We start from the raw sequence: 7,422 nt of genomic DNA, 5'->3' as shown, positions 1-7,422 counted from the left end.
GCAGCAACTCGTTTATTCTATCATACCGTTTCCGGTTTGTCAAGAACTTTTTAAAACTTTTTTTGAGAGATTAAGAAGTTTTCTTAATGACTCTTAATAAGTTTTGCCCTGTCGCTCAAGGCGAGTATTATAATAACAAATCCCCATGGAAAAGTCAACCATTTTTTTGATATCTTTTTACATTTTTTTCATTATCATTACACCTCTGTTGCATTTTATCAACATATTGATTTTTTTTGCCATACGCACACAACATTCGTTATTCTGTATCCATAATATGAACTACAGCCCACACCTGGGTCTGCAAAGATCATCCCGGTCTTCTATAGATGCGTTGGAAGGATTTGCTGTTACATAAGAAAAACAGGACATTGGGGGGGAGTTCCATTGTCCTGCTTCCTTTTATTTATCTGCTTCTATCATTGTTTATAATGCACTAGCGCCAAGAGACAAGCTACATTTATAATAGTGCGGTTCCACGTTGTGTGTCCTCAAATATTCATTGCAGTAATATACAATCTCGTATCCATTTTCTCCTTTTGATTTCCCAATCAAAATCTTTCCCGCTTTCAGTTCGACCCTTTGTCCATCAAGGAATGTAATTTCTGTAAGATAATGATAACTTGTATTGTCTGATGCCGGCACCTCTGGATTATACTTCCCGGTCGCGATATAATCTGCCTGAATCTCTGAATAGTATGCTCGCAGATTTGCCCAATCGGCAGCCACACGCGCCTTGTGAAGCTGCACGCTGAAAATTGGAATTGAGATTGCTACAAGGATCCCCACGATCGCAACCACGATCAAAAGCTCCGCCAGTGTAAAGCCACATTTTTTGTTTTTCTGTACGTTCAATAAATTCATCTCTTTCAAATCCCATCTTTTTTTCTGTTCCGATCGAAACGCATTTCAAATTATCGTAAGCCGACATATTTCTCTCAGAACCATCGAATAATTATATTAGATTTTTGCAGAAATGTCTATAAAATTCTTACGGTTTTCACAAAATCCACGTAACCTTCCTGATCTGTTTCCCTCATAAAGCAATCCTTGTTGTTATAACCTCCTGCACCTCTGTCCTATTTTGGAGGACATCCTTTTCCTATACTTATGCCTCCAAATTCATGACTATCTTCCACTCGTCAGATCGGCATCGGCGTCTGTGCCAAAATTGAAATAATCGCAACTGCTGCCAAAATACCTGCGATGACTGCCACCGCAATGATGATTTTTCTTTTCATAGATATTCTTTTCCTCACTTTCCACCCCTTATACATGCTCTTTGCAATCGTAACGAAACGCATCTGTCATCACTTTATGCCCGCAAGTGCCAGAAACTTTTTATCTGACTGAATGCCCTGAGTCAAAAACTCTCCATCCCGGAACAGGGCATATGTGGTGACCGGTGCAGGTACATTCTGCGCGGCTTCTTTGTCGGTAATATGAAATGCTTGAAACGACATGCCGTGTTCCTTTGCCGCTTCCTGTACCTTCGGCACCCAATAATAGGTGAAAGGGCACTGGTCGGTATAATAGAGGACAAAGCCCGTTTCGCTGACTTTCGGATGTCTGGCACAATCTTTGAATCTCGGCTGATCCGCATTCTCTGCAAGGGGCAGGTACATGAGGTTGATCCCACAGTCAGATATATCCGCGACTTTGAAGCCTTTATACTTCAGAAATTTCGGATCAGCTAAAAATTCCCGTTTCCGTCCCTCGGCGCACAGAATGCAAATACCTTTCTTTCCCTGTTCTTTCGCGTCCCGGATACACTCGGAAAGCAGTTCTGAGGAATAGCCGTGTCCCTTCATGGAGCCGGAAACCCAAAGGCAGTTGATATAAAGCCAGCCTCCTGCTTCAATGGGCACCCATGCGTTTTCCGCTGGAATATATTCGATAAAGCACTTTCCACGCTCCTCACTGCGATAAAAGACAAGTCCCTCATCAAAGCGCTGCTTCAGCCACTCCTTTTTTGCAAGAGCCTGCTTGCCGGACATGGCACAGCAGATGTGCTCCTTATCAATGTTCTCTTTCGTGATATGGATATATTTCATCGATCGTCACCTGACTTTCTCCATGTTTATTGCATAATATCGAGGTCAAAAGCCCACTATTTTGATTCCTGCGGATTGTTCCGTGCTACGCACCCGGAAGCTTCCGCTTTTTTGGGGGGAAGGTCACTTCAAACTGAAAGTTATCATCTACTACATATAGGTAAAAAACAAATTAAACAAAATAAAGCATAGAATAACAGCAGTCCAAATCCACAAACGAGTTTTCTTTTGCAAAGTTAAGTTCAAGATACTTATTCCAGCCAAAATAACAAAACTACCAATAATAGCAGGATAATGTGTTCCACTTGAACCATTTGACCAAGGAGATATACCTAAGGCGATAAAAATTTTATCTCCAATGCAATACTTCGCGCTATTCCATGTGCCACCCAATATAAGACCCAAAACAATCAATATGACAGCAATAATTCTATTTGTCAACTTCTTACTTTTGCTCATATTATCACCTCATCAAATTTCGATTTATCTTGGCGTTCCGTCATCATTAAAATTCTTTCGCAAAGCTTTTTCTGTCGGATAAATTGATACAATCAAAATAATACATTGAATTGTTACAAGGATTCCCCCTGCAACCCCAATCGTATTTTCATCACTATGGTATAACGGAATATGTATCAAAGCAGATGGTAGGATCATTACCCATCCTATTTTCCACCAAAGTTTTCCACAATAGTCATGGGCAAATTTCCATGTATCCATATTTTTCATCGAACGAGTGGTTCTGTAGCCTAACATACCGTTTATATGTTTTGGACAATGTTTCCACATCATTCTTCCTACAATAACCATAACAATGGGAATTATCATATCACATATTAACATAAACCACCAAAAGCACATAAAATTCACCTCCATGACTCCCGATTATACTCTTTCGCCTGCCTATCTTCTTAAGCCTTCATTTCCTACATATTCACAAAGCTTGAAGTATCTTCGGTTACACCCGTGATCTTTATACGATCCGCTTCCACATGACAACTGTAACAGACGATCTGAACGCCTGCCTTCGCAGCCTCCACAAGTGCCTTCTTAAACTCCGGCTGTGCCGCCTCATTCGGCAGCACCCGATGAATTCCATTCATCTGAATCACAAAGGCGATTGCCGTGCGGCAGCCTTCCTTTGCCGCCTTTGTCAGCTCGTGTAAATGTTTTACACCTCGCTCCGTTGGTGCGTCCGGAAACAATCCGATGCCCGGATGCAGATCATCCGCCAGTGTGCACCCCTTCACTTCCGTCAGGAATTTTTCTCCGTTTTTTTCCATGTAAAAATCAATTCTGGAGTCTCCATAAGTATATTCTGCCTTCACAAGATCATAATTCAGGCTCATGTACAGCTGCTTCATCAAAGCATTTGGTGCCAGACTGTCAATATTCACCCATTTTAGCTTCGGCTTGTATACAGAGATCAGATCGTATGCCGTTTTTCGATTCATATTCAACGTCTTCTGCAGCGTCACCTTCGCTTTCGGCACCAGAAGCTCCCGCAAACGCCCCGTATTTTTCACATGAACCAGCTCTGTCCCCCCATCGATCAGAACCTCCGCTGTGAAACGGTTGATCCTGCGGACGAAGCTGCCTGCGACGGTATTCTCATAAATAATTGTCGGTTTCTGTTTCATCATGTCTCATCCTCTTGCCTGCAAAAGCATTCATCCTCATGCGACCAGATCACGCCGACGGCCTGCAGGTAGGCATAAACCACCGTGGTTCCCACAAATTTCATGCCATGCTTCTTTAAGTCTTTGGAAATTGCATCCGATAATTCCGAACTTGTTTTCCCGGTTTCCCGGATCACGCTGCCCTCCGTCCAATGCCAGAGATACTCTAAAAAGCTGCCATATTCCTTCTGGATTTCACGGAATGCCTGTGCATTGGTAACGGCAGCCTGTATTTTCAGACGGTTGCGTATGATGCCGGGATCATTCCGCAAGGCTTCCAGCTTTTCCTCCTTGTAGACGCAAACCTTTTCAACATCGAAGCCGTCAAAGGCTTCGCGAAACGCATCCCGCTTATTCAGGACACATTCCCAGGACAGTCCTGCCTGAAAGCACTCCAGGATCAGCATTTCAAAAAGCTTCCGGTCATCATGCACCGGAACGCCCCATTCCTCATCGTGATAACGGATGTACCGTTCGTTTTTTGGATTTGCCCAGCAGCACCGCATTTTTCCGTCTGCCCAATTCATTCGCATCTCACCTTCCTACTTTTCAAGTGGTACCATTCCAGTATGAAATTTCCGATCCATTTTTCAGAACCACTATACAATGATCAGTATCTCTGTCTTCTTTTTATCACTCTTCCGCGCGCTCAATAACAAGCCCTGTTTCTTCCAGAAGAAAGATGTATAAATACCATTATATTGCACAAAAGCAACGTATTATGTTGAAAAATATTATAGCAAAAGAAAGTACGTTTAACAAGAGCTCTCCGATTACGCGTTGGCCCCGTAGGCGCGCTTTGGTTGTCCTTGTGGGGCTGCCTACTGTTCGTTTTGACTTTTTCAGTGCTCTATGCAGCCTTTACCAACACGAAGCGGCATGATTCTTGTAATTACCATAATACTATCGAGCAGATATTATCCACTTTTTGAGGAAGTCGGAACTGAGTTTGTGATTCGGACTGGGAATATTTTATATATGCAGGGAGACCGTTCATCCAATTTGTATCTCGTGAAATCCGGGCGGGTACGGATGTTCTACATTGGCGAAAACGGGAAAGTGGCTTCAAACTGTTCAAACCCCTCCGGATCTTTCTCACAGACAAAATACCCATCGGGGTCTTTGTAAGTGCCTGAGACACCGTCCAGAAATCCGGGTTTCAGTTCTTTGATGAGGAAATAGTCCGTCTCCGGGTCGTCGGCATAGCGCACGCCCTTAGTTTTGGCCGGAACAAAGCCAGACTTGCCGTAAAAGTCTATATTGCCGGTAATGGCAAGCGCCCCTGCTCCCATTTCCCTGGCTTTTTCCATGGAATAGTCAAGCAGCTGCTTTCCGTAGCCCTGCCGCTTGTATGCGGGTGCGATGCCGATGGGACCGAAGGTCATGATCGGTAGGGTTCGCCCGTCATCACACTCGATTTCTGACCGCACATAGATGACCTGCCCGATCAGCTCACCGCCCAGTTCCATCACAAAATCCAGCTCCGGCACAAATGCCGGGTCATTCCGATAACAGTGCAGCACATAGTGCTCCATGCAGCCCGGGCGGTAGACATTCCAGAATGACTCACGGGTCAGGTTTTCGACAGCTCTGTAATCTTCTTTTGTTTCCAGACGAATAATAATATTCTTAATTGCATCCATAGTAGATCCTCCTTTGGTGGTGTAAACAATTGCCTCCATAGCAGCCTTCCTTTCAAAAAAGGACGCAGCGCATGATCGTTTTGCGATCAGCACTGCGTCTTTGCGTCTGGCTGTTTGGTTTCGATGATAAAATTTTTTGCATTGATAATACTCTCATGCCTGCATTTGGGACAAAACAAAGGAAAAGTCACTAATTCCGTCTCCCGTAATATCTGTAAGCGCGTCTTGGCACCGCACCACGGGCATAAAACCCAGCGTTTTTCTTCCTCGACATCTTTCATGTTGTTCATTCCTTCTTTCTGCAATCAGACTCAACTCTGGCAATAAAGTGATCAATATGTGTCGCCAACAAAGAAGAAACCGCTTCTTTTTCCTCTGCACCGTCGTAGACACTGTATAAAAGATACATCGGCCCATAGAACTCCAGCGCCAGCTGCATAGCGTCCTCATCTGAATCTGCCAGCTTGCGGAAGATGGCCGCCATGTACTCCAAAGGGCCTCCCGCGAGATAATCGTGGTGAAGCTGTGCAAGCTTAGGATCACGGTATTGCTCCAGCGTCAGCATTTTACGGAAATTGGAGGAGAACGGTTCCTTCGTCCAATGATCAAACTGGGCAAGGCTGTATGTGCGAATTTTTTTAATTGGCGTATGCAGATATGCTTCCGCAAAGCCGTCTGGTTCCGTTTCCGGCATTTCATACGCCTCAGCGCGCTCATAATCCATCCTGTTCATTCGCTCCACGATCTTATCCAGGATTTCCTGTTTGCTGGCATAGTGCTTATATAAGGCAGCTTTCGTAAATCCCAACTGCCCTGCAATATCATTCATAGACGTCCCCAGATAACCGTTCTGCGCAAACAATTCCAGCGCGATTCTCAAAATCCGTTCCTTTGTACCCTCTGCCATAACTATCTCCTTTATCAAAGTAACCATTCGGTAACTTCATTATAGTTACCGAATGGTTACTTGTCAAGAGTTAATGAATAAAAGATTGAAGTCAAACTGTAATTTCAATTTGATTGCCTTCGATTGCAATAATACAACTTTCATAGTAACCATCTCCGGTTGTCCTGGGACCGCTGACCACTTCATATCCGTCAGTTTTCAGTTCAGCGGTCAACGCATCTACTTTTTCTTTGCTGCCTACGCTGAATGCAATGTGCGCATACCCAGTGCGGGCAAATTCCTTTGAAAAATCAAGCATTTCCGGATTGTTCATAATTTCAAGCCGTGCCCCATCGCCAAATGACAGAAAATAAGAGCGGAAACCTGTTTTCAGATTATGGTAGCCTTCGTTTGATTTTGCGCCCATATACTTCACAAAGAAACTGCGAGCTGTTTCCAGATCTTTTACATATAAAGCAATGTGTTCTATTTTCATAACTCACCTCCACAACGTCCGAACATATACCTCATTTAATTGATAAACGCTTTCAACCGTACCGCGGATTCGATTTTCGCCTACAACCATGAGGATGGAACTATCCGCAAGAATCTTTATATGCCGATATAAGCTTGCGCTTGGAATATCCGGCAGTGCTTTTCTGATTTCCTTAACTGTGCCAGTTTCATGAAGCAAAAAATACTGAAAAATCCTCTGACGAGCAGGGTTCATTGCAATCTCTGCCAATTCCATATGATACTCTCCTCTTCATCATTCTCTAAATATATTAGATTATCATTTATGATAATATCAAGAGGAACATTTATTTTTATGAAAGCAATGTGAAACAAGAAACTGGCAATGCTTTCTGTGCGGCCCCTGCCAACATAAGGCAGAATCGAATTGAGAATGATTTGCTCATCTTGACATTATCCCGAACAGGAACGCACAGCGAAAAAAGTCTGTATTTCGTTTCAGTACATCCGATGCAGAAACAGCAGAAACCTGATATACGCTTTCCTCAAGATGCTTACGCAAAACACATAATTATGTTTCGGCAGCTTCAATTGAACCTTTTATTTGACTCAGTTTTTCATAGATTATTTGACACTACCGTCACGCACGCTCAAATGATAGATATCTCGTCCCCTGAAAAGTAAGT

The 7,422-nt window shown here is 43.5% G+C and carries 11 protein-coding genes; all 11 read right to left on the bottom strand.

Features of this window, described 5'->3' with window-relative positions; translation table 11 throughout:
- Positions 1-426: 426 nt before the first annotated feature.
- A complete protein-coding gene (locus DW677_RS19130) occupies positions 427-864 on the bottom strand; it encodes a prepilin-type N-terminal cleavage/methylation domain-containing protein (protein ID WP_117471177.1) in 438 nt (145 codons plus the stop codon).
- A 446-nt stretch (positions 865-1,310) separates the two neighbouring features.
- Positions 1,311-2,054: a GNAT family N-acetyltransferase gene (locus DW677_RS17060; protein ID WP_117471155.1), complete on the bottom strand. Its 744-nt coding sequence runs from the start codon at positions 2,052-2,054 to the stop codon at positions 1,311-1,313.
- A gap of 150 nt (positions 2,055-2,204) precedes the next feature.
- A complete protein-coding gene (locus DW677_RS17055; protein ID WP_117471156.1) occupies positions 2,205-2,513 on the bottom strand; it encodes a hypothetical protein in 309 nt (102 codons plus the stop codon).
- Between the two features lie 24 nt (positions 2,514-2,537).
- The gene (locus DW677_RS17050) at positions 2,538-2,930 is read right to left on the bottom strand and encodes an SdpI family protein (RefSeq protein WP_347473202.1); all 393 of its coding nucleotides are present in this window, start codon (positions 2,928-2,930) and stop codon (positions 2,538-2,540) included.
- Positions 2,931-2,980: 50 nt separating this feature from the next.
- Entirely contained in the window at positions 2,981-3,697 is a 717-nt protein-coding gene (gene sfsA / locus DW677_RS17045; protein ID WP_117472677.1) for a DNA/RNA nuclease SfsA, read from the bottom strand.
- Positions 3,694-4,266, bottom strand: a complete 573-nt coding sequence (locus tag DW677_RS17040; RefSeq protein WP_347466479.1) for a DNA-3-methyladenine glycosylase I — start codon at positions 4,264-4,266, stop codon at positions 3,694-3,696. The genes sfsA and DW677_RS17040 overlap by 4 nt, the downstream gene beginning before the upstream one ends.
- A gap of 504 nt (positions 4,267-4,770) precedes the next feature.
- Positions 4,771-5,367: an N-acetyltransferase gene (locus tag DW677_RS17035; RefSeq protein WP_207658710.1), complete on the bottom strand. Its 597-nt coding sequence runs from the start codon at positions 5,365-5,367 to the stop codon at positions 4,771-4,773.
- Between the two features lie 95 nt (positions 5,368-5,462).
- Positions 5,463-5,657, bottom strand: a complete 195-nt coding sequence (locus tag DW677_RS17030; protein ID WP_117472681.1) for a cysteine-rich KTR domain-containing protein — start codon at positions 5,655-5,657, stop codon at positions 5,463-5,465.
- A gap of 5 nt (positions 5,658-5,662) precedes the next feature.
- Positions 5,663-6,283: a TetR/AcrR family transcriptional regulator gene (locus DW677_RS17025; protein WP_117472671.1), complete on the bottom strand. Its 621-nt coding sequence runs from the start codon at positions 6,281-6,283 to the stop codon at positions 5,663-5,665.
- Positions 6,284-6,374: 91 nt separating this feature from the next.
- Positions 6,375-6,758, bottom strand: a complete 384-nt coding sequence (locus DW677_RS17020; protein WP_117472669.1) for a VOC family protein — start codon at positions 6,756-6,758, stop codon at positions 6,375-6,377.
- A gap of 3 nt (positions 6,759-6,761) precedes the next feature.
- Positions 6,762-7,013, bottom strand: coding sequence for a helix-turn-helix domain-containing protein (locus DW677_RS17015; RefSeq protein WP_015553466.1), 252 nt, complete (start codon positions 7,011-7,013; stop codon positions 6,762-6,764).
- Positions 7,014-7,422 lie beyond the last annotated feature (409 nt).

It is taken from the genome of Clostridium sp. AM25-23AC (assembly GCF_003435125.1).
Taxonomy (GTDB): Bacteria; Bacillota; Clostridia; order Lachnospirales; family Lachnospiraceae; genus Pilosibacter; species Pilosibacter fragilis.
The sequence above is the reverse complement of the archived record's forward strand: the minus strand, read 5'-3'. Positions and strand labels throughout refer to the sequence as shown.